The 19,470-nt window shown below is 66.9% G+C and carries 19 protein-coding genes and 1 pseudogene; 7 read left to right on the top strand and 13 right to left on the bottom strand.

Going from position 1 to position 19,470, the window contains the following annotated elements; genetic code table 11:
• The first annotated feature begins 28 nt into the window (after nucleotides 1–28).
• Nucleotides 29–1,159 (top strand): AGE family epimerase/isomerase, encoded by a 1,131-nt coding sequence (locus AC3WL8_RS05580; protein WP_211981226.1) that lies wholly within the window; start codon nucleotides 29–31, stop codon nucleotides 1,157–1,159.
• A 365-nt stretch (nucleotides 1,160–1,524) separates the two neighbouring features.
• Nucleotides 1,525–2,400 carry a DUF2827 family protein gene (locus AC3WL8_RS05575; RefSeq protein WP_492378005.1) on the top strand — a complete coding sequence of 292 codons (876 nt, stop codon included), beginning with the start codon at nucleotides 1,525–1,527 and terminating at the stop codon, nucleotides 2,398–2,400.
• Between the two features lie 144 nt (nucleotides 2,401–2,544).
• On the opposite strand, the gene AC3WL8_RS05570 is transcribed toward AC3WL8_RS05575, so the two are convergent.
• The 5 genes from AC3WL8_RS05570 to AC3WL8_RS05550 form a co-directional block, all read right to left on the bottom strand.
• Nucleotides 2,545–2,766, bottom strand: a complete 222-nt coding sequence (locus AC3WL8_RS05570; protein WP_211981231.1) for a hypothetical protein — start codon at nucleotides 2,764–2,766, stop codon at nucleotides 2,545–2,547.
• Between the two features lie 97 nt (nucleotides 2,767–2,863).
• The gene (locus AC3WL8_RS05565) at nucleotides 2,864–3,232 is read right to left on the bottom strand and encodes a hypothetical protein (RefSeq protein WP_211981233.1); all 369 of its coding nucleotides are present in this window, start codon (nucleotides 3,230–3,232) and stop codon (nucleotides 2,864–2,866) included.
• Between the two features lie 60 nt (nucleotides 3,233–3,292).
• Nucleotides 3,293–3,985 (bottom strand): alpha/beta hydrolase, encoded by a 693-nt coding sequence (locus tag AC3WL8_RS05560; protein WP_211981236.1) that lies wholly within the window; start codon nucleotides 3,983–3,985, stop codon nucleotides 3,293–3,295.
• A 90-nt stretch (nucleotides 3,986–4,075) separates the two neighbouring features.
• Complete coding sequence (locus AC3WL8_RS05555; protein WP_026201383.1) at nucleotides 4,076–4,360, bottom strand: hypothetical protein; 285 nt, start codon at nucleotides 4,358–4,360, stop codon at nucleotides 4,076–4,078.
• Nucleotides 4,361–4,543: 183 nt separating this feature from the next.
• Nucleotides 4,544–5,548 (bottom strand): alpha/beta hydrolase, encoded by a 1,005-nt coding sequence (locus tag AC3WL8_RS05550; protein WP_211981238.1) that lies wholly within the window; start codon nucleotides 5,546–5,548, stop codon nucleotides 4,544–4,546.
• 379 nt (nucleotides 5,549–5,927) lie between these two features.
• On the opposite strand from AC3WL8_RS05550, the gene AC3WL8_RS05545 reads away from it, so the two are divergent.
• The 4 genes and pseudogenes from AC3WL8_RS05545 to AC3WL8_RS05530 all read left to right on the top strand — a co-directional run bounded on the left by AC3WL8_RS05545 (nucleotide 5,928) and on the right by AC3WL8_RS05530 (nucleotide 8,949).
• Entirely contained in the window at nucleotides 5,928–6,323 is a 396-nt protein-coding gene (locus AC3WL8_RS05545) for a hypothetical protein (protein ID WP_013952787.1), read from the top strand.
• Nucleotides 6,324–6,596: 273 nt separating this feature from the next.
• Nucleotides 6,597–7,163: a TetR/AcrR family transcriptional regulator gene (locus tag AC3WL8_RS05540; RefSeq protein ID WP_211981239.1), complete on the top strand. Its 567-nt coding sequence runs from the start codon at nucleotides 6,597–6,599 to the stop codon at nucleotides 7,161–7,163.
• Between the two features lie 400 nt (nucleotides 7,164–7,563).
• Nucleotides 7,564–7,989, top strand: a pseudogene (locus tag AC3WL8_RS05535) (copper resistance protein CopQ); the annotation flags it as partial.
• Between the two features lie 372 nt (nucleotides 7,990–8,361).
• Entirely contained in the window at nucleotides 8,362–8,949 is a 588-nt protein-coding gene (locus tag AC3WL8_RS05530) for a TetR/AcrR family transcriptional regulator (RefSeq protein WP_013952791.1), read from the top strand.
• Here AC3WL8_RS05530 and AC3WL8_RS05525 read toward each other — a convergent pair.
• From AC3WL8_RS05525 to AC3WL8_RS05490, 8 genes are all read right to left on the bottom strand, one after another.
• Nucleotides 8,935–9,690, bottom strand: coding sequence for an alpha/beta fold hydrolase (locus tag AC3WL8_RS05525; protein WP_153953917.1), 756 nt, complete (start codon nucleotides 9,688–9,690; stop codon nucleotides 8,935–8,937). The genes AC3WL8_RS05530 and AC3WL8_RS05525 overlap by 15 nt on opposite strands.
• Nucleotides 9,687–10,709 carry a M14 family zinc carboxypeptidase gene (locus tag AC3WL8_RS05520; RefSeq protein ID WP_153953916.1) on the bottom strand — a complete coding sequence of 341 codons (1,023 nt, stop codon included), beginning with the start codon at nucleotides 10,707–10,709 and terminating at the stop codon, nucleotides 9,687–9,689. Before AC3WL8_RS05520 ends, AC3WL8_RS05525 begins: the two co-directional genes overlap by 4 nt.
• Before the next feature lie 4 nt (nucleotides 10,710–10,713).
• Nucleotides 10,714–11,415, bottom strand: coding sequence for an HAD family hydrolase (locus tag AC3WL8_RS05515; RefSeq protein ID WP_211981241.1), 702 nt, complete (start codon nucleotides 11,413–11,415; stop codon nucleotides 10,714–10,716).
• A 124-nt stretch (nucleotides 11,416–11,539) separates the two neighbouring features.
• On the bottom strand, nucleotides 11,540–12,427 hold the full coding sequence (locus AC3WL8_RS05510; RefSeq protein WP_013952795.1) for a LysR substrate-binding domain-containing protein: 888 nt from the start codon (nucleotides 12,425–12,427) through the stop codon (nucleotides 11,540–11,542).
• Between the two features lie 147 nt (nucleotides 12,428–12,574).
• On the bottom strand, nucleotides 12,575–14,731 hold the full coding sequence (locus tag AC3WL8_RS05505; RefSeq protein WP_211981242.1) for a phosphocholine-specific phospholipase C: 2,157 nt from the start codon (nucleotides 14,729–14,731) through the stop codon (nucleotides 12,575–12,577).
• Between the two features lie 50 nt (nucleotides 14,732–14,781).
• On the bottom strand, nucleotides 14,782–15,015 hold the full coding sequence (locus tag AC3WL8_RS05500) for a hypothetical protein (protein ID WP_211981243.1): 234 nt from the start codon (nucleotides 15,013–15,015) through the stop codon (nucleotides 14,782–14,784).
• An 83-nt stretch (nucleotides 15,016–15,098) separates the two neighbouring features.
• Nucleotides 15,099–17,150, bottom strand: coding sequence for a hypothetical protein (locus AC3WL8_RS05495; RefSeq protein WP_492377993.1), 2,052 nt, complete (start codon nucleotides 17,148–17,150; stop codon nucleotides 15,099–15,101).
• 177 nt (nucleotides 17,151–17,327) lie between these two features.
• The gene (locus AC3WL8_RS05490; RefSeq protein WP_153953911.1) at nucleotides 17,328–18,047 is read right to left on the bottom strand and encodes a GntR family transcriptional regulator; all 720 of its coding nucleotides are present in this window, start codon (nucleotides 18,045–18,047) and stop codon (nucleotides 17,328–17,330) included.
• A 180-nt stretch (nucleotides 18,048–18,227) separates the two neighbouring features.
• Between AC3WL8_RS05490 and AC3WL8_RS05485 the strand changes: the two genes are divergently transcribed.
• Nucleotides 18,228–19,448 (top strand): pyridoxal-phosphate-dependent aminotransferase family protein, encoded by a 1,221-nt coding sequence (locus AC3WL8_RS05485; protein WP_211981247.1) that lies wholly within the window; start codon nucleotides 18,228–18,230, stop codon nucleotides 19,446–19,448.
• Nucleotides 19,449–19,470 lie beyond the last annotated feature (22 nt).

Raw genomic sequence — 19,470 nt, 5'->3', positions numbered from 1 at the left:
CGCCGCGCCCGTACTTCGTCGCCAGATCATGCCCATCTCGCCTGAGCTCATCCAACGGGTCGCCGCCCTGACGGCACATTACGATGCCACCGTGCTGCCGCTGTGGACCGCCAGTGGCTGGAATGCCGACCTGCTGTTGCCCTACGAGGCACTCGACGGCGCTAGTGCCGCGCCGCTGCCGCCGGCCCGCTATCGCGCCATGGCGTGCGCCCGCCAGCTCTATGTGTTCTCGCTGGCCGGCAACCATGCGCATGCGGATACGCTCTTCGGCTCGCTGCAGGCCTACTTCGGCAATGGCGGGGGCGCGTGGATCTACAGCGTCGACCCGGGCGGCACGCCGCTCGATGCCACGCGCGACCTCTACACCCATGCCTTCGTGATCTTTGCCTGCGCCACTTACCACGCGCGACGCGGCAACCCTGACGCGCTCGATGTGCTCGATGAAACCGTCGACATCGTCGAGGACCGCTTCGCGGACGGCGGGGGCCTGTACCAGGCCGCGCTCACCGAGCATTTCCGGCCCAAGGGCGCCGGCGTGCTGCAGAACCCCATCATGCACCTGACCGAGGCCTACCTGGCCGCGCTGGATGCGACCGGGGACGAGTGGTATGCCGAACGCCTGCGCGAGATCGCGATGGCCGTGCATGAGCGCTTTGTCGATCCGGCCAGCGGCTGCATTGCCGAGCTGCCGCAAGGCAGCGCCGGCAACCGCATCGAGCCGGGCCACCAGTTCGAGTGGTTCTCGCTGGTGGGCGGCAGGCCGGCATTGTTCGGCGACCTGCCGCTGGCCGAGACGCTGCGCCAGGCCTTTGCCTTTGCGCAGCGGCACGGCGTGGTGCCGTCGACGCAGGGCGTCAGCGCGGCACTGAACGCCGATGGCTCCATGCTGGACGATACCCAGCGCATCTGGGCGCAGACCGAGTACGCGCGCGCGCTCGCCGTGCATGGCGCGCCGGAGTCGATGGCGGCGCTGGAAGCCTGGACGCAGCAGTTCCGCAGCCGCTTCCTGCAGGAAAAAGGCTGGCATGAATGCGTGGCGCGCTCGGGAGAGGTGGTGCGCGCGGAGATGCCGTCGACTTCGCCCTATCACCTGGCCACGTCATACAGCGCGCTGGCCGCGCTGACCGGCGCGGTGTGGCCGGCCACGCCAGCGGTCTAGGCAGCCCTGCGCGGGTCTCCTGCGCTCACTTTCCCCATGCGCTGCCTGCTGCGCGGGCAGCGCTCGCCAACACGTCTTCCAACCGGGCCACGCCATGCCTGCAATGGAAGGCGACAAGCAGCCTCCCTCTGCCTGCATCTATCGGAAGACATGAACGTTCTCATGCGCAGGTTTTCCGATTCTCGGTCCTGATTTCGCGAATGTGGCGGGGCTGCGGTGATAATCAACAGGGACTTAGTGGAATTGTTTTGGTTTTCGGACTTATTTGAAACGGTCGCTTGTCGGCAGGAAGAAATGCCAACCGTGAGTGCGCTAAAACGGTGTATTAATTCTTTGGGCAGGACATGTTGATTACCGTTTAATACATTCAAATAGAGATCCGGGCACGCGCCCAGGGCGCGCGCGTGATCGCTTATCGGGTCGGCAACGACTATGTGATGGAGATCGAGCGGCTCGTCGCCGGCAAGCACGGCACCGGCATCTTCAACGGCGTGCGCATCGATGAAATCTGGACCAATCCACAGCATGCGCGCACTTGCCGCAGTTTTTTCGAGACCGTCTACCGATGCCAGGTCCGCATCGTGCCGCATATCTGGGATTCATTCTTTATCGACAAGCTGATCGGAGAACTGCCGTCCGGGCTGCGCTTCGGCTATGCGCCGGGCGCGCAGGACAAGCGCATTGCGATCTTCGAGCCCAATATCAATGTCGTGAAGACCGCGCACTATCCGATGCTGGTATGCGAGGCGGCCTATCGGCAGGATCCGTCCGGCATTGGCGACATCTTTGTCACCAATGCCATCGACCTGAAGCGGCATGAAGCCTTTGAGCGGTTTGCGCTCGGGCTGGATATCGTGCAGGCGGGCAAGGCCTCGTTCGAGGCGCGCTACAGCACGCCGTATTTTCTTGCGCGCTTCACCGACATCGTCGTCACGCACCAGTGGGAAAACGGGCTTAACTATCTCTACTACGATGCCGCCTATGGCCGCTATCCGCTGGTCCACAACTCGGACCTCCTGTCAGGCTTTGGCTACCAGTACGCGTCCTTCGATGCCCAGGATGGGGCCAGGGCCCTGCGCGAGGCGGTGCGGCAGCACGATGCGCGGCTGGAGGAATACGAGCAGGCGTGCCAGGCGTTGCTGGATGGGGTGAGCATCCGCAATACCGCCAATGTGACGGCCTATGACGCGCTGCTGCGCGGCGTTTGTGGCGGTGCAGGCCTTGCGCCGGCAGTTGCGTAGCTGCTACGGCGCTCTTATCAATTCTTTGCAGTCGTCGGTGGGCACCGCGCCTACACTCAAGCCCGCGCTCCGGCCCGTGCTGTTGTTCTTCTTAACCACTGGTCGTCGTTCTGAAGTTACGGGCCGGGGCGCACCCGATGCGGCTCAGCGCCGCGCGCCCAGGGCCTGCGACAGCCGCTCCGGCTGTTGCGCAGCGTGGGTCTGGATCAGGCCTGCGCCCGCGGGCTTCACCCGGACGGCCATTTGCTCGACCCTTTTGGCGGCCTGGGTCTCGGCGTGGTCATTCAGGATCAGGCACAGCAGTGTCAGCAAGGCTGCTGCGATCATGCTCAGCGCGATCCAGGCCAGGCAGTGCTTGCGTTCCATGGTAGGCGGGAGGGGGGCGTCATCAGTGCGCGAAGTTTACGCGCCCGCGCGCAATGCAACTGTCAATCTTTGCAAACGCCGCCCGCCGTCCCGCCCGCTATTCCGTCACGCCGTTTTCATGCAGCAGCCGCTCGCATTCTTCCAGCATGTCGTAGGCAAATGCAGACTGGTAGTTGGGATCGAGGGCTTCCATCATCTCGTGCGCGGCATACAGGCCGGCCTCGCGTGACAGGGTCTCAGCCAGCTGGCGTGCGAACTGGTCGCTCAGTTCCGACAACAGGCGCCGCTCGGACAGCGGCAACTGCAGTTTCGAGCGCGACAGCCATTCGCCGGCCAGCGTCGCACCCTGGGCGTCGGTCATCCATTGGCGGTGTTCGTAGTAGGCCGACAGCCGTTCGGCGGCCAGCGCGAACAGCAGTGCCTTGCGGGTATTGAAATCGATCCTGGACAGTGGGGCGAGAGTCATGCTTGCGGCGTGGTGTGATGCGCGGCGCAGCGGCCGGCAATCATCTTGTCAGGGAGCGGATCAGGACTGCGCGGTGGCTGCCTGCGCAAAGCGCGCTGCCAGCCATGTGCCGATGGCGGCGATCTCTTCCAGGCAGACCGAATGGCCCATCGGATAGGTGTGCCACGTCACCGGGTGCTGCCGCGCCTGCACGAAATCGCGGGCGGCGACGCCCAGCTGCAGCGGCACCACGTCATCCTGCGTGCCATGGGCGGCAAACACGGGCGTGGTGGCGTTGGCGGCGTTGGCCTCGGCCGCCAGCGCTGCCGGCGCAGGGATGTAGGTGGACAGCGCGACGACGCCGGCCAGGGTCTCGGCATGGCTCAGTCCGGCCGTGTAGGCAATCGCGCCACCTTGCGAGAAGCCTGCCAGCACGATGCGGTGCGTGGGGATGCCACGGGCGTTTTCGCGCGCAATCAGTGCGCGAATGGCTTCGCATGAGGCACGGATGCCGGCTTCATCGGCGCGTCGGCCGGCTTCATCGAGGGAATAAATGTCATACCAGGCCGGCATGACATAACCGCCGTTGCAGGTCACGGGGATAGCCGGCGCGTGCGGGAAGATAAAGCGCACGCCGGGCGATGCGGGCAGGCGCAGCTCAGGCACGACCGGGGCGAAATCGCTGCCGTCGGCGCCCAGCCCATGCATCCAGATGACGGCGCTGGCGGGATTGGGCGCGGTTTCGAATTCGATCGCGGGCAGCAGTTCGCTCATGGGGCTGGTTCCTGTGGATAGTGCGCCTGCGCGCCGCACGGGCGCCAGGCAGCGCGAGTATCGCACAGGTCGGGGCCAGCCCCGGCTGCGTCAGGCCGCGGACGGAACGATCGGGACCGTGGTGAGGCCGGGCGTGCGTGCCGGCAGCTCCGGCACGGCAGGCGGCGTGGCGCGACGCTTGTCGACCACGTCTTCCACGCCCTTGGCCGCAACGTCTTCCAGGAAAGCCACCATGTCGCGGTAGTAGGCCACCTGCATCTGCGCTTCGAGCAAGCGTCTTTCGGCCTGGAACAGCGTCAGCCTCATGTCTTGCAGTTCCCTCTCGGCGATTTTCTCCGGGGTCGGCGGACTGAACAGGTTTGCAAGCCTACGCATGGCAGTACCTCCAGTGCTGTCAATGGCGAAATTGCGATGCTCGTGCCATGGGGTCCAATATAGACAAGAATCCGGCAGAAAGTCTCTCAGGCACCTCGCCGTGGCGCCTCGCCCACAAGGATGATTGCCGGTGGCGGACGTCTGCGGTAGATTGTCCGGCCAGGGTCCGGCCGTCCCGCGACCCTACTGCCCGGGCTTGCCGCTTGCTGTCGCCAACGTGCCTGTGCGACTGCCCGGTGTGCCTGCCTGATCCGTGTTTCCAGGTGGATCGCCTTCATATTTCGCGTCGTTTCCTGCCAACAGTGCCTGCACGGCATCGCCGTCCTGCGCGCGCACAAAGCGCAGGATCGGCGGCCAGAATGCATCGATATGTTCCGGCAGGATGGCTGCGTCATGCGGCATGGCTTCCAGCATCACCAGCGCATGCAGATGCCTGGCCGCACGGGCCACGCGTTCCGCGTGGGGTGGGACGATCACCGCGTCGTCTCGGCTGTGCACCACCAGCAGCGGCCGCTCCAGCCGGCTGGCACGCGCGGCGTTGTTCCACGGATCCGGCAGCAGCCACGCGGCCCATGCGGGGATGCGCCCGGTCTGCACCGCGGCCAGGCGCGCCGAACTGAAGCCCGCCGCAATGACATAGCCATCGGGCTGCGGATCGAAGCGCTGCGCCACCTCCAGCAGGATGCCCGATCCCAGCGAATGCCCCAGCACCACGCGCCGTCTTGCCTGCGGCGTGGTTGCCAGGAATTGCCGGTAGGCGGCCAGCGCATCCTCGCGCAGGCGGCGCACGCTTGGCCGCCCGCTGCTGCGGCCGTAGCCGCTGTAGTCGAAGACGTAGGAGGCGATGCCCGCGCCGGCCAGCATGGCCTGGACCGGGGCCCAGTCGGGCAGGCTCTCATTGTCGCCGTGGCACACCATCAGCGCCGGCGCTTCGGGGTCCGCGGCCGGCATGAAGGCGGCGTGCAGGATGCGACTGCCGCTGGCGAACGTGGCATGGCGCACCGTCAGGGCTGAAATGTCGGGTGCTGCCGCATCCTTTGTTTCATCCGTCGGCGTGACAAAGGCTTTGCGTTCCACCGCACGAAACAGTAGATGCCGCGCAACACCCGCGGCCACGGCGAGTGCCGCGGCGGTGGCGAGCCAGCGGTGGCGGGATGCCGGCTGAGCGGGGCGGGGGCCTTCAGGCATGGCGATGTTTCGGGGAGGGCGTTCCCTTCAGGCTAGCAGGCCATCGGTGTCCGGGTGAAGAAAAGTTCATTCGCATGCGTGCCTCAAGTGGATTTGCGTCCCTATCGTGTAGCGTCGGCAGGCGGCTATCGACCCGATAGAAAACTTTTGCCTTGACTATCTACCTAGTAGTAGATAGCATTCAGTCCATGGCACCGCTGCACCGCCGGAAGCAAGCAAGAACGGGCGGAAAAGTGGCGATCCATCGCAAGACCGGCACGGTCATTTTTTTAGCACCTGGCATCTATCTACTGGTAGATGCGGCTCGAAAGAGTGACCCTGCCACAGCCACTGATACCGAATTGACGCGATCCCGAAACATCGCACCCAGGAGCCCATCATGAATGCAAAGTTCGCCAAGACCCTGATCGCCGCCGCCACCCTTGCCGCCGCACTGGCAGGTGGCGTGGCGCAAGCCGCCAGCGTGCAAGACAACACCTCGGCTGGCGACAAGTACGGCTATAGCTACCGCGCCGGCAAGTTCGACACCTTCACGGAAGGTGCCCGCACCGGCAAGTTCGACCCGTTCACGGAAGGCGCCCGCGTCGGCAAGTTTGATCCGTACACCGACGGCGCCCGCGTCGGCAAGACCGATCCCTACACGGACGGCTACCGCACCGTGGCTGGCCTGGACCGTAGTGGCGTGTCGGCCGGGCCGGCCCGCAGCTTCGACCCGTACACGGACGGCGCGCGCGTCGGCAAGGCTGACCCCTACACCGACGGCGCCCTGGCCTGATTGCTGCCGGCCTTAAGGTCGGCGGCCAACAACTTTACGGCGGCGGTCACGCTGACTGCCGTCCGATGGAGTTCATCATGAGTTTGCGTGACAGTATCCTGCTGCTTGGCGGATGGCTGGTGCTTTGCGTGACGAGTGGCTCGATGATCACCTTCGCCGCGCAGGTCCTGCCTGGCTAAAGCACATGCCGCGGATGCCCCTGGGCTAGGGAATTACCCCAGCCCCGGGGCATTTCAACTTGAGCGCCTATCTTCGCGTAGATACACTGCTTTCATGAAAACGCAATCAGTACGCGAGCAACTGCTCGAGCACACCCTCGTCCTGATCCGCCGCCGCGGCTTCAACGGCTTCAGCTACCGCGACCTGGCGGAACTGGTGGGGGTCAAGACCTCCAGCATCCATTATTACTTCCCGGCCAAAGAGGACCTGGTCCTGGAGGCGGTGAAGGAATACAGCGCCCGCCTGTCCGAGCGCATCCGCTCCATCGACACCAGCCTGCCGGTTACCGAGCAGGCGGCCATCTACCTGGCGCCGTTTCGCGCCAGCTGCGGCTCGGACCAGATCTGCCTGTGCGGCATGTTGTCGACCGAGACACTGTGCCTGCCGGAGTCCGTGCACAAGCTGTTGCAGGGCTTCTTCCTGATGAACGAACAATGGCTGGCCGGCCTGCTGGAGCGCGCGCAGCCGCAGCGCAGCACGCCGTTCCCGGTGCCGCCGGCGCGGCTGGCGCAGGTGGTGTTTGGCTCGCTGCAGAGCGGGCTGATTGCGGCGCGCCTGTTCGGGACGTCTGACCGGGTTGAGGCCGCGGCGGACACGCTGATGGCCGCCGTCGCCGGCTAAAGTTTTCGCGCATATCAGTGGCGCGTCTGAAGCCGTCATGTGGCGCAAGCTGCATGGCGGCTTTTTTATTGACAGCCTGCCGACGCTGTGGGATCGGTGGTAAGCGCTTTTAAAACAATGAGATAGAGCCAAGAAAGGCATAGGCTATCGGGCCGATAGAAATGTTTTTCCTTGACTCTCTACCTAGTAGTAGATAGTATTTGACTCATGGAAGCGCTGCACCGCCGGCAACAAGCAAGACAAGGCGAAAACGTGGCGGTCCCATTGCATGACCGGAGGCGGTCATTTTTTCGAGACTGAGTATCTATCTACTAGTAGATGCGGGATCGAAAGAGCGATCTGCCACAGCCACTGATACCGAATTGACGCGATCCCGAAACATCGCACCCTGGAGCCCATCATGACCAAGATCACCAAGACCCTGATTACCGCCGCCACCCTTGCCGCCGCGCTCGCGAGCGGTGTTGCGCAAGCGGCCAGCGTGCAGGACAGCACCTTCACCGGCGACAAGTACGGCTACACCTTCCGCACCGGCAAGTTCGACACCTTCACGGAAGGCGCCCGCACCGGCAAGTTTGATCCGTTCACCGAAGGCGCACGCGCTGGCAAGGCCGATCCCTACACCGATGGTGCCCGCGTTGGCAAGGCTGATCCCTACACCGACGGTGCCCGCACGGTAGCCGGCCTGGATCGCAGCGGTGTCTCGGCCCAACCGTCGCGCAGCGTCGACCCGTACACCGACGGTGCCCGCACGGTAGCGGGCCTGGACCGCAGCGGCGTGTCGGCCCAACCGTCGCGCAGCTTCGACCCGTACACCGATGGTGCCCGCGTGGGCAAGGCTGATCCCTACACCGACGGTGCCCGCACGGTAGCGGGCCTGGACCGCAGCGGCGTGTCGGCCCAACCGTCGCGCAGCTTCGACCCGCCCGTACACCGACGGTGCGCGCGTGGGCAAGGCTGACCCCTATACCGACGGCGCCATCGCCTGAGAGCCGGCCGGTGTGATGCCGGCCATTGAAACCCGCCGGGCCGCCAGCGTGCGGCCCGTCTTCAGGAGTTGATCATGCGTTGGCGTGACACTGCGCTGATCCTTGGCGGATGGGTAGGGCTTTGCTTCGCAAGCGGGTCCCTCATCACGCTGATCGCACAAACGCTGCCGGCCTGAACGGCGCGGCAGCAAGACGATGGAGTTGATGCCATGAACACCCGATCCGTACGCGAGCAACTGGTCGAACATGCGCTGGTGCTGATCCGCCGCAGGGGGTTCAACGGCTTCAGCTACCGCGACCTGGCCGACCTGGTCGGGGTCAAGACCTCGAGCATCCATTATTACTTCCCGTCCAAGGACGACCTGGTGCTGGAAGCGGTGCGCGAATACGGCACCCGCAGGCGGGCGCGCCTGGATGCGATCGACGCCGGCCTGCCTCCTGCCGAGCAGGCGCGGCAATACCTTGCACCTTTGCTCGCGGGTGCCGGCACCGACCAGGCTTGCCTGGTGGGCATGCTGTCGGCCGACGTGCTGATGCTGCCAGACGCGGTGCGCGCCGCGATGCAGGACTTTATCCGCCTCAATGAGCAATGGCTGGCCCGTTTGTTCGAGCGCGCCGCCGCGCAGCGCAAGGCGCCCTATCCGGCGCCGCCGCAGCAGCTGGCGCAGGTGGTGTTCGGGGCGTTGCAGAACGGCTTGACCAGTGCACGGCTGTTTGGCACGCCGGACCGGCTGGATGCCGCGGCGGCGCTGCTGACAAGTGCCATGCCGGCGGAGCAGGCCTTAGCCGCGGCTTAGCACCACCGAGCCGGCGACGGCATTGCACAGCCACTGCGGGTCATCGTGGGGCAGGTCATGCCCGGCCCAGTGGTGTGTCAGCAACTGGGCGTCCCAGGCTTGCGCGATGCGCGCCGAGCACACCGGGTTGACCAGGCGGTCGGCCGCCGAGGCAAGCAGCAGCGCCGGACAGCGCGGCGCACTGGCCGGGGCACGATAGCGGGCTGCGGCCAGCAACTGTGCCAGCGCGGATTGGCGGCTCACCGGTGCGTCGGCGGCAATGGCCTGCCAGGTCTCGATGTCGCGCGCCAGCGTATCGGTGCGCGCACAGGTGATGGCATGGATAGTCCGCTCGCAGTATGCGCGGTCTTGCCAGCGCTGCGCCACGCGCAGCAGCTTGCCCCAGTTGCGCGGCCGCAGGCGCTGCGCCGGCGTGCAGAACGGCCGCATGCTGGTATTGACCAGCACCAGGCCGCCGACTTCGTCCGGATAGGCGCTGGCCCACTCGGTCGCGGCCATCGCGCCGAGCGACATCGCCAGCACGCGGTATGGTCCGGGCGCGCCGGCGGCAGACAACTGGCGCCGCACCGCGGTGACCATCTCAGGCACGCTCCACGGCGCCGGCTGCGCGGACAGCGCGCCGTTGCCGGGCAGGTCGGGCAGCAGTGGCCGCCCCAGCCCGGCCGCTTCCCAGCGCGCCGGCAAGCTTCCCCAGTGGCGCGATTCCCGCGTCAGTCCCCGCAAGAATACCCATCGGCTCATGGCGGCGCCTCCGTCTGCCAGTGTGCGCGTGCCTGCAGCAGCAGGTCGTCGCGCTGCGCGCCGCGCGGCAGCCAGCGATCTGGTGCAAAGGCCACGCGGCCCAGGAAGTCGAACAGGCTCACATGTCGGCGCAGCACGCGTGCGGTGCGGTGCGCCTTGATCGGGTTGAAGATGCCCTCGCGCGAGAACAGCTGGCGCGGGTTTTTCTTGATCCACAGCCACGAGCCCAGTTCCAGCGTCATCGGCAGGAACAGGTTGCCGTGCGGCGTCAGGTCATAGGCATGGTCCCACAGGTCGCCGTGCAGCAGGTACTGGTGGCTTTGCGGCTCGAAGGTGTAGCCGTGGTGCGGGTGGGCCTGCTCGAACAGCGTCTTGAGCAGGTACATCTCGGGCAGGTGCGCCATCGGCCGGCGCGTGCCCGCGTACGGAAACCAGATGCTGTCGCGCCAGCCGTAGCCTGAATGGCAGTCCACCGCAAAGCTGAGCGGGCGCGGCAGCAGTTCTTCCTGCACCACGCGCAGCAGCGCGCGGCTTTCCGCTTCCATCGGCGCGCCCGCCGGGCCGCGGTACCAGGGCAGCCAGGCGCCGATGCGCTGGCCGCCGGCCAGGAAGGGCACGCGCGCATCGGCGTCCTGCGGGCCGTTGCGCATCAGGTCGACGCCGTTTGGGTTGGCGCGGGTGCCGGCCCACATGCCACCGGGGTTGACGATCGGCATGAATACCAGCCGCACCGACTGCAGCTCGCGGTGCAGCAACTCGTCCCACGCCAGCCGGCTCAGCACCGAGCGCAGGTAGTCCAGCACCAGTTGCGTGCCGATGCGCTCCAGCCCGTGGATGCCGCCGAAGATGCCGATCGCGGGCGCGCCCGGATCGCGGCTGCCGAGCGTGGCGGCATGGACGCCGAAGCGACGGCCCTGCACCATGGTTTCGCAGACCACCCGCGTATCCAGCACGTGGCTGCCCGTATCCAGCAAGGCCAGCAGCTGGTCGTACTCGGGGAAGCCGGCGTGCGGGTGCATGGGCTCAGGCGGTGGGCACGCCGGCCGTGCCGAACAGGTGCAAGACCGGCCACCCGCGTGCCTCGGCCGTGTCTCGCAGCGTTGAATCCGGATTGACGGCGACCGGGTGGCCAACGCTTTCGAGCAGCGGCAGGTCGTTGCGGGAGTCGCTGTAGAAGGTGGCCTGCGCGAGCGCCGTGTGCGTAATGCCCAGCGTGTCGAGCCACGCCAGCACCCGCAGCACCTTGCCGGGGCCGAAGGCCGGTACGCCCGCCAGCGCGCCGGTGAATTCGCCATGCGCGTCGTGTTCGGCTTCTACCGCCAGCAGGTGCGGCACGCCTAGCTGGCGCGCGATCGGCTCGGTGACAAAGCGGCAGGTGGCGGTGACGATGCAGCACAGGTCGCCGGCGGTGAGGTGGCGTGCCAGCAGGTCGAGCGCATCGGGCCGGATCGCGGGCATGATCACCTCACGCATGAAGTCCGCGCGCCATTGCGTGAGGCGTTGGCGCGGGTGGCGTGCCAGCAGGCCCAGGGCAAAGCGGGCATGGGCGGCAAAGTCCAGGCGCCCGGCCTGGTAGGCGGCCAGCCAGCGCGCATTGTGCGCATCGATCTCGGCGGCCTCGGCGCCGCCCACGGCGACGAGGTAGCGAGCCCATTCATACTCGCTGTCCAGCGGCAGCAGGGTGTGGTCGAGGTCAAACAGGGCGAGGCGGGGGGCAGCGGGCATGCGCGATAGCTCAGTTGGCGAAACCGGCAAGCTTGGCGCGGCGTGGTGACCGCGCGGTGATGAAGGACCCAAGTTTTCCGATACCGGCATTGGCGCTTTATCTGCCGCGGCAAGCATGCGGGTGTCAAGCGGCGTGGGTGGCGGCGGTCGGCTCGTCCAGCGCCACGCAGTCCAGGAAGGCGCCGACCAGCCGAGTCTCGCGCCGGCTCTGCAGGCAGTATAGGTATTCATGCAGCACCGGCGCGCCTTGCGCGAACGGCACCACGCGCAGCAGCGGGTCGCGCGGAACCTCGCCCAGCGGCACCACGCTGGCGCCCAGGCCCTGGCGGATGGCCTCGTAGATGGCCTCGCGGCTGCCGATCACGGTGTGCGGCGGCAGCTCCAGCCCGCACGCGGCCAGCGCCGTCTCGGTGGCCTTGCGCGTCATCGAGCCGTGCTCGCGCACCAGCAGGTGGCAGCCGCGCAGTTGCGGCAGCTCGACCTGCGGCAGCCGCGCCAGCGCATGGTCCGGATGGACCACCAGCACCATCGGGTCCGACGCCAGCCGGATGCAGGCAAGCCGGTCGTCGTCCACCGGGTGCGACGACACCGCGGCGTCGATGCGGTACTCGAACAGCGCCTCCAGCATCTGCTGCGAATTGCCGATGTCCAGGCTCACGTCGATCGCCGGGTAGCGCTGGCGGAACGCCGCCACCGCGCGCAGGATGTAGTAGGGGCCGGTGGCGCCGATGCGCAGGTTGCCGAAGCGCAGGTTGCCGGCGTTGCGCAGCAGGTAGTCGGCATTGCCTTCCTGCTGCATCAATTGCTCGACCACCGGCATCAGCGCCACGCCCACGTCGCTCAGGTCGACGCGGCTGGCGCGGCGGTGGAACAGTTCCACGCCGTAGGTCTCTTCAAGCTGGCGGATGCGGCCGGTGACGGTGGGCTGGCTGATGTGCAACTGCCTCGCCGCCATGGTGATGCTGCCCTGGCGCGCCACTTCGAAAAAGGTCATCAGCAGGTCGCCAAGCATGGTTATCCGCAGGAAAGTTGGGGGACAGCCCGGACAGGCCCGGACGACCGCGCAGTCTAGCGGGCCAATATGACAAAACGGCGACGCCCGCCCGCGGCCGGAGCGGCCGGGGGCGGGCGTAGCGCTGCCCGTCAGGCGACGTGCGCGTCAGCCGTTGAGGCCCATCGCCGGATCGGACACGCTGTCCTTGCCGGTCTCGATGCGCCCGGCGAAGCGGCGCGTGAAGCCGCCTTGCGCGGTGGTGACGGTGAAGTCGTACCAGTTGCCCTGGCGGGCCACGGGCCAGTGCTGCTGCAGCTGCATGCCGGCCGGCACCTCGTAGGTCCAGGGACCGTCGGTGCGGTAGGCGTTGGGCTGCACGGTGAAGGTGCAGGGGGCGCTGCCGGTGTTGATCATGTCCACGTACACCGCGGCATTGGCGATGTCATAGCAGACGCGGATCTCCGGGGCGCTGGCACCCGCCGCGGTCACGGCCCCCGCATTGCCGCGGAAGGCGCGGTGGAAGCCGTTGGGGCCAAGCACCCACAGGTCGTACTTGCCGTCGTCGCTGGCAAAGACGTCCCAGCTGCCATGCAGTTCCTTGCCCGGTTCGACCATGTAGCGGCGCGGCACGCGGTCCAGGTGCAGGCGGTCGTAGACGTGGAACACCGCCGCCGCCGTGCCGGTGTTGCTGAACAGCAGCCACACCGCGCGCTGGTCGCGGGCGTCTTCTCGGGCGCTCACGTGCAGCTCATAGGGCAGGGCGCGCGACGGGCGCGTGCCGGTCTCCTGCTGCGGCATCTGCTGGCTGCTGGCCGATGGCAGCGGTACTTGCGGCAGCACGCCTTGCGCGGTGCGGATGGCATCGGCGCTGGCCTTGTCGCGGCTGGGCAGCGTGGGCAGCGGGTTGGTGTTTGGGCTGACGAAGTTGAAGGCCGAGGTCAGGTCGCCCGCCACCGCGCGGCGGAAGCTGCTGATATTGGTCTCGGCCACGCCAAAGCGGGCTTCCAGGAAGCGCAGCACCGAGGTGTGGTCGGACACCTGCGAGTTGACCCAGCCGCCGCGGCTCCATGGCGAGACCACGTACATCGGCACGCGCGGGCCGGGGCCGTAGGGGTGCTTGTCGACGTGGTATTCCGGCCTGACCTGTTGTGGGTCGAGCGTGGTGGCGCCGGCCAGCGTGTCGCCGTCGTAGGCGGGCGCGCACGGCGGCGGCACGTGGTCAAAGTAGCCGTCGTTCTCGTCGAAGTTGATCAGCAGCACGGTCTTGCTCCACACCGCCGGGTTGGCGGTCAGGGCATTCAGCACCTCTTGCGTATACCAGGCGCCCTGCACCGGGCTGGAAGGCCCGGGGTGCTCCGAGTACGTCGCCGGCGCCACGATCCACGACACCTGCGGCAGCTTGCCCGCGGCAACGTCGTCGCGCAGCGATTGCAGGAAGCCGCCGTCAGGCATGGTGTTGGCCACGCCCTTGAGCAGCGGGCTGATGGCTTCGTCGGCGCTGGTGTATGCCGGGTAGGGGCTGCCGTTGGCCTGGTTGCCGCGCGCGGCGTTGGCGTCGCGGTATTGCTTGAAGCCCGCCAGCGGGTTGTCGGTGAAGTTGTCCGGCATGTTCTGGTAGACCTTCCAGCTCACGCCGGCGGCTTCCAGGCGCTCCGGGTAGGTCTTCCAGGTGTAGGGCGGGGCCGACCCCGTGAACGAGTCGCCGCTGTTGTCGATCACCGGCCCGCCGTTGGCGCCGCTGGGGTCATTGGTGCCGGTCCAGTGGAACAGGCGGTTGGAGTTGGTGCCGCCATGGAAGCTGCAGTGATAGGCGTCGCAGAGGGTGAAGGCATTGGCCAGGGCCACCTGGAAGTCCAGTTCGGCTTCGGTGTAGTAGCCCATCGACTGGGTCTGCTTGTAGGTCGGCCACTTGTTCATGCGGCCCAGGTCCCAGGCGTTCTGCGCATCCGGGTACGAGTGCGGCGTGCCGCTGACGCGCTGCGCATTGCCGGAACTGCTGTCGAGGTGGTAAGGCAGCACGGTGCGGGTGGTGCTGCCGTTAGTATAGGTCTGCTGCCACACATTCAGGCCGCCCGCCAGCGGGATCGGGAAGCGGTCGCCAAAGCCGCGCACGCCACGCAGCGTGCCGAAGTAATTGTCGAACGAGCGGTTTTCCTGCATCAGGATGACCACGTGCTCGACGTCGCGGATGGTGCCGGTGGCGTTGTTGGCCGGGATCGCCAGCGCGCGGCGGATGGACGGCGGGAAGGCCGCCAGCGCGGCGGTGGCGGCGGCGCTGCCGCCGGCGAGCTTGAGGAAGTTGCGTCTGCTTTGCGGGTTCATGGATTCTGTGCCGGGTGGTTTCTGGAGGGGGAGACGGGCCAGGCCCGGCTTCAGGGCGCGCAGCGCAGTTGCGGCTTCACGGCGGGCGTCTCGCCCGGCCGGTCGCTGCCATTCCCCTGGCCGGGGTTGCCGCCGGTGCCCGGGGCACCCGGCGTGGTTGGTGCCGCGTTGGGCGAGCCGGTGGGGCTTTCGCCGGAGTCGCCGCCGCAGGCGGCGAGTGCTGCGCACATCAGCAGGGCGGCGAGCCAGTGCGGCCGCGCCAGGGTGGAAGGTCGGAAAGTCATGGTGTCAATCTCCTGCAGGGGATCGGGCGGGGGTAAGGGTCGGTGAGGAACCCGTTCCATGACGAAACGGGTTCCGGCCGGATTTATGGATTCAGCGTGGACAGCGGCTGGCGTGCGCCGGTGACGGCCTTCAACTCGTCCAGCGACAGCACTCGCGTCCACATCGCCAGGTCGTTGAAGCCCATCACGCCCTTGAGCGCGCCGGGGTTGTTGCCCACGTAGTTGTGCGTGGCATCGTCGTTCACGCCCCAGCCGGTGCCGAGCCCGGCCAGCTTGGTCACGTCGGTGTTGGCGATTGCCTTGTTCTCGGTCTTCTGCACGCCCAGCACCGGATCGATGACATAAGCGCTGAAGCGTTTGGCTGCCGCATCGACCGACAGCGCCAGGTAGGCCCACTGGTTGGCCGACACCTTCATGCCGTTGATGTCGTCGCGCTTGCCGCTGCCGCTGCCAAGGTTGAAGCGGATCTCGCAGCTGCCGAACAGCGCGACGGCAATGCCGGGGTTGGCGCCCGAGATGTAGTTCTTGTTGGACAGGATGGGCTCGCCGGTGCCGTTGCCCTGGGTGCAGTCGGTGCGGAACCAGAAGCCGATGGTGAACTGCGGGCTTTGCGCGATATCGGCAGCGTTGTAAGCCAGCTTGTAGCTGTCGACACGCGAGTCCAGCTGCAGCGACTGGCCGCTGAAGTTGTCGGCAGCCAGCGTGCCGCCATCAAGGCTTGCCACCCACGGGCCGAGCGTGGCGGCGTTCTTCGCGTCGGCGAACGGCTTGCTGTCGAGGCTGAAGTACGTGGCCAGGCCATTGAGCAGCGTCGGCGCCAGCGTGACCGGCTTGACGTAGTGGATCTGCGCCAGGTACGACACCGGCACGTCATTGCGCACCAGCGTGTAGTTGAACTGGTACAGGCCCGTGGCCATGTTGAAGGCCTTGTCGGTGAACTGCCGCACCTCCGGTCCCAGCGAGGCGATCTGCACGCCGTCGCGCAGCACGCGGGTGACGCCGAAGGCTTCGGTCGGGTTCTGCCAGCTCAGCGTGATGGCGTCGTTGTACTGGCTGATGCTGGCGCCGATGGCGCGCACGCCTGCGGTGGCGGTGGTCAACGCCGAACCGTCCAGCCGCGTGGTGGCCGGGTCAAGCGCCACGCCGGCATGGGCCAGCAGGGTGGGGACGATGTCGGCTTCGGTCGGCAGCGCGGACAGGTCCGCCGGGGTGTCCGGCGCTGCTGCGCCAGGTCTGGCCAGCGCGCCGTTGAGCGTCTTGTTGGTGGCGAGGAAGGCGGTGCGGTTCTCCACCGTCGGCACCGTGGTGGTGGCGCCGGTGGCATCCAGGCCGTGGCTGGTGGTGACCATCACCAGCCAGTCTTCGGCCGGCTGCCCCTGGTGGCGCGCGGCGACGGCGCCGAGCAGTTCGCCCAGCGCCTTGTCGATGCCCGCGAGGGCCGTGGCATAGGCGCCGTTGCCGAAGCCGCCGGCTTCCGCCGCCTGTGCCGGCGCGCTGTATTGCGCAAACACCACGCCATAGCCGGACTGCACTTGCCGTACGGCGTTCTGCGTGACGCAGCTGTCGACCCCGGCGCAGTCAACCAGCGTATCGAGCATGCCAGCTTCCTGCTCGGCCTTGAGCAGGCCAGGCAGCGCCCCCGAACTGGTGGATGCGCCCTGCTGCAGGCCGGGTTTGCCGGCCGCGCGCAGGTAGCGGAATACGGTGGGGGCCTGCAGTGCGGTGCTGCCGGTATCGTCTTCGATGCCGTGGCGGTTGGCCCAGGCGCCGGTCAGCACCGTGGCCCAGCTGGGCGCGTCCAGCGGCGGCTGCGCGGTGATGGTGCCGGGCATGCCCCCGGTAGCGGTGGGCACCAGGTTCAGCTGGGCCAGGTTGGGCAGCTCACGCCGCAGGAGTGCGCCCTGCACCTGGGCATAGGTGGCACCGTCCACGCCCACCAGCAGCACGCGCGGGCCGCCGGCACCGGCTGGCGGCGGGGTCTTGATGGTGGTGTCGTTCGGTGCGGCTGCCGGCGCGGCGTCATCGCCGCCGCCGCAGCCCGCCAGTGTTGCTGCCAGTGCGGCGATCACGGTGCCGGCCAGCACACGGCCGCGCGCCATCCCCGCCAGGCTGCCCGGTGCAAGGTTCCCTGCCATCTTTGATTCCCCTGTTCGTCTGCGTTGTTGTGTGCCGGCGGCAGGTGCCGCGTGGCCGATTGCGTTTGCCGCAATGCGCTCGCAGAGTAAGAACCGGGGTTGTCACCATGGTGACAGCGGGGCAAAGAATGCTGATGGGGCTATTCGGATTCTTGAGGTGAGGGTGGCGCCAGCGTCCTATGCTTGCGGCATGCCGCCGGCATCGCTTGCCTGGATCAGCAGCACCGCGTCGCGCTTGTCCAGCAGGTGCTGGCGCAGGATGGCGGCAAGGCGCTTGCCATCGCGCGCTTCAAGTGCCTGCAGCATCTCTTCGTGGTCGCGGATGGCGCTGTCCCACTTCGGCTTCTGATAGTTGGAGCGGAAGCGCAGCGCCTGCAGCCGCCGGTTCACCGACAGATAGGTCTGGCGCAGCGCCGAATTGCGGGCCGCCAGGTTGATGCGGTCATGGATCTGGTGATTGATGCGGTAATAGCCGGGGAGGTCGTCATTTGCCCGGCAGGCCAGCATCGCATAGTGCAGGGCCTTGATCTCGGCCAGTTCGACGGCCGTGATGCGTTCGCAGGCCAGTTCGCCGGAAAAGGCTTCCAGCCCGCTCATCAGCTCAAACGTGTCCTGGATCTCCGCGCCGGACAGGCGCGATACGGTCGCCCCGCGGTTGGGCGAGATATCGATCAGCCCCTCTGCCGCCAGCACCTTCAGGGCCTCGCGCAGTGGCGTGCGGGAGATGCCCAGGGTCTCGCACAGTTCGCGCTCATTGAGCTTCCTGCCCGGTTCCAGGGTGCCCTCGACAATGAACGTGCGCAGGTGGGCCACCACGGTGTCGTGCAAGCGTTGCCGTTCGAGCCTAGGTAGTACCGGGGCCGGCGAATCCGAGCCGGAAGTGGCGGAAATTTGCATTCAAAATTCCTATCACGTGATTGAATTCAATTTTAGCAGACTCTCAACTGGAACTCAAAAACGCAGGTAAACCCTTGTTATGCGGGGTAAACGCTAGATGATTTCCGCGCAATCTCCCCTGTTTTTCCGTCACTCCTCTGATAAAGTATTTTGCATTCAAAACTCAACAGGAGGAGTCAAATGCTGAATCTCAACTTCCATCCCGCCGGCCGCCACTTCCTGCAGATCCCCGGACCGAGCCCGGTTCCCGATCGCATCCTGCGCGCCATCAGCTATCCGACCATCGACCATCGCGGCCCGGAATTCGGCGCGCTGGGCCTCAAGGTGCTGGACGGCATCAAGAAGATCTTCAAGACCGAGCAGCCGGTGGTGATCTATCCGGCTTCGGGCACTGGCGCCTGGGAAGCGGCGCTGTCGAACACGCTGAGCCCCGGCGACACGGTGCTGATGTTCGAAACCGGCCACTTCTCCACGCTGTGGAAGAAGATGGCCGAGAACCTGGGAATCAAGCCCGAATTCCTCGGCCTCCCGGGCCTAGAGGGCTGGCGCCACGGGGTGCAGGCCGACATGATCGAGGCCCGCCTGCGTGCCGACAGCGCGCATGCGATCAAGGCGGTGTGCGTGGTGCACAACGAGACCTCGACCGGCGTGACCTCGGATATCGCCGCCGTGCGCCGCGCCATCGATGCGGCCGGGCACCCGGCGCTGCTGCTGGTCGACACCATTTCCGGGCTGGCGTCCGCCGATTACCGGCATGACGAGTGGGGCGTGGACGTAACAGTGTCCGGCTCGCAGAAGGGCCTGATGCTGCCGCCTGGCATCAGCTTCAATGCGGTGTCGCCCAAGGCCATCGCAGCCTCCCGCACGGCCCGGCTGCCGCGCAGCTTCTGGGGCTGGGATGAAATCATCGAGATGAACCGGACCGGCTACTGGCCCTACACCCCCAGCACGAACCTGCTCTATGGCCTGTCCGAAGCCCTCGACATGATCCTTGAGGAAGGGCTGGACAACGTCTTCGCCCGCCACCAGCGCCTGGCCGAAGCCTGCCGCCGCGCGGTCAAGGCCTGGGGCCTGGAGATCCAGTGCGCGGACCCCGCCGTCTACAGCCCGGTGCTGACCGGCGTGATGATGCCCGAGGGGATAGACGCGGACGTGGTGCGCAGGAACATCTATGACCGCTTCAACATGTCGCTCGGCGCCGGCCTGGGCAAGGTCAAGGGCCGCATGTTCCGCATCGGCCATCTGGGCGACTGCAACGACCTCACGCTGATGGCCACGCTGGCCGGCTGCGAGATGGGCCTGAAGATCTCGGGCGTGCCGCTCGCGGGCAGCGGCACCGTTGCCGCGATGGACTATCTCGCCGCGCACGCCACGCCGCTGTCGCTCAAGGCTGCCGCCTGACGAGAGCCTCTGCCATCCGAGA

This window comes from Cupriavidus sp. FW305-F7 (genome assembly GCF_058782875.1).
The sequence above is the reverse complement of the archived record's forward strand: the minus strand, read 5'-3'. Positions and strand labels throughout refer to the sequence as shown.

Coding starts and splice junctions, on each gene's coding strand:
- AC3WL8_RS05490 (WP_153953911.1), bottom strand. CDS start 18,047: ATGCAAATTTCCGCCACTTCCGGCTCGGATTCGCCGGCCCCGGTACTA.
- AC3WL8_RS05500 (WP_211981243.1), bottom strand. CDS start 15,015: ATGACTTTCCGACCTTCCACCCTGGCGCGGCCGCACTGGCTCGCCGCC.
- AC3WL8_RS05565 (WP_211981233.1), bottom strand. CDS start 3,232: ATGACTCTCGCCCCACTGTCCAGGATCGATTTCAATACCCGCAAGGCA.
- AC3WL8_RS05505 (WP_211981242.1), bottom strand. CDS start 14,731: ATGAACCCGCAAAGCAGACGCAACTTCCTCAAGCTCGCCGGCGGCAGC.
- AC3WL8_RS05545 (WP_013952787.1), top strand. CDS start 5,928: ATGAATGCAAAGTTCGCCAAGACCCTGATCGCCGCCGCCACCCTTGCC.
- AC3WL8_RS05485 (WP_211981247.1), top strand. CDS start 18,228: ATGCTGAATCTCAACTTCCATCCCGCCGGCCGCCACTTCCTGCAGATC.
- AC3WL8_RS05550 (WP_211981238.1), bottom strand. CDS start 5,548: ATGCCTGAAGGCCCCCGCCCCGCTCAGCCGGCATCCCGCCACCGCTGG.
- AC3WL8_RS05530 (WP_013952791.1), top strand. CDS start 8,362: ATGAACACCCGATCCGTACGCGAGCAACTGGTCGAACATGCGCTGGTG.
- AC3WL8_RS05515 (WP_211981241.1), bottom strand. CDS start 11,415: ATGCCCGCTGCCCCCCGCCTCGCCCTGTTTGACCTCGACCACACCCTG.
- AC3WL8_RS05525 (WP_153953917.1), bottom strand. CDS start 9,690: ATGAGCCGATGGGTATTCTTGCGGGGACTGACGCGGGAATCGCGCCAC.
- AC3WL8_RS05540 (WP_211981239.1), top strand. CDS start 6,597: ATGAAAACGCAATCAGTACGCGAGCAACTGCTCGAGCACACCCTCGTC.
- AC3WL8_RS05555 (WP_026201383.1), bottom strand. CDS start 4,360: ATGCGTAGGCTTGCAAACCTGTTCAGTCCGCCGACCCCGGAGAAAATC.
- AC3WL8_RS05510 (WP_013952795.1), bottom strand. CDS start 12,427: ATGCTTGGCGACCTGCTGATGACCTTTTTCGAAGTGGCGCGCCAGGGC.
- AC3WL8_RS05570 (WP_211981231.1), bottom strand. CDS start 2,766: ATGGAACGCAAGCACTGCCTGGCCTGGATCGCGCTGAGCATGATCGCA.
- AC3WL8_RS05560 (WP_211981236.1), bottom strand. CDS start 3,985: ATGAGCGAACTGCTGCCCGCGATCGAATTCGAAACCGCGCCCAATCCC.
- AC3WL8_RS05580 (WP_211981226.1), top strand. CDS start 29: ATGCCCATCTCGCCTGAGCTCATCCAACGGGTCGCCGCCCTGACGGCA.
- AC3WL8_RS05495 (WP_492377993.1), bottom strand. CDS start 17,150: ATGGCAGGGAACCTTGCACCGGGCAGCCTGGCGGGGATGGCGCGCGGC.
- AC3WL8_RS05520 (WP_153953916.1), bottom strand. CDS start 10,709: ATGCACCCGCACGCCGGCTTCCCCGAGTACGACCAGCTGCTGGCCTTG.